2 protein-coding genes are annotated in these 897 nt (G+C 59.5%); one reads left to right on the forward strand and one right to left on the reverse strand.

From position 1 onward, the window contains the following. The coding region (locus tag AC1DLB_RS31040) for a hypothetical protein (RefSeq protein ID WP_477786409.1) at positions 1-205 on the forward strand (205 nt) is incomplete at its 5' end. A gap of 89 nt (positions 206-294) precedes the next feature. Here the strand turns inward: AC1DLB_RS31040 and AC1DLB_RS31045 are convergent. Beyond that, positions 295-897 (reverse strand): GMP synthase (glutamine-hydrolyzing) (locus AC1DLB_RS31045; RefSeq protein WP_477786410.1); only part of this gene is annotated, 603 nt, incomplete at its 5' end.

An 897-nucleotide genomic window follows, 5' to 3' on the forward strand; every position in this document is an offset into this window, starting at 1 on the left:
ATCTGACGGAACCTGGACATTGGTCCATCGCAGCAGAACCGGCCTGATCACAGAGACTCTGGTTGAACGAACGGCCGATGGGCAATACCTGGTCAATCGCCCCGCCTGGACTGACATCCATCAAAAACCTTACCCCAACCTGATCAGCCTTTCCCATGCGCTCACCGGCATGGGCATGAAACTCGAAGGACGCTTGCCAGTGTAGGGAAACACCGCACCGTGAAACGCGAAAGGCCCCGTGAACTCACATTCACGGGGCCTTTCGGTTGTTACCGACGATCAGTCAGAGCGGGATCACTCCCACTCAATCGTCGCTGGCGGCTTGCTCGACACGTCGTAAGTAACGCGGGAGATGCCTTCGATTTCATTGATAATCCGGCCGCTGACGGTTTCCAGCAGTTCGTAAGGCAGGTGTGCCCAACGCGCGGTCATGAAGTCGATGGTTTCCACGGCACGCAGAGCAACGACCCAGGCGTAACGACGGCCATCGCCGACCACGCCAACCGATTTCACCGGCTGGAACACCACGAACGCCTGGCTGACCTTGTGGTACCAGTCGGCCTTGCGCAGTTCTTCGATGAAGATGTGGTCGGCACGACGCAGCAGGTCGGCGTATTCCTTCTTCACTTCACCGAGGATCCGCACGCCCAGGCCCGGACCCGGGAACGGGTGACGGTAGACCATGTCGTACGGCAGGCCGAGTTCCAGGCCCAGACGACGGACTTCGTCCTTGAACAGTTCGCGCAGCGGCTCAACCAGCTTGAGGTTCATTTCTTCCGGCAGGCCGCCCACGTTGTGGTGCGACTTGATCACGTGCGCCTTGCCGCTTTTCGCGCCAGCCGACTCGATCACGTCCGGGTAGATGGTGCCCTGGGCCAGGTACTTGATGTTGTTCAG

Source organism: Pseudomonas sp. 05N434 (genome assembly GCF_056396965.1).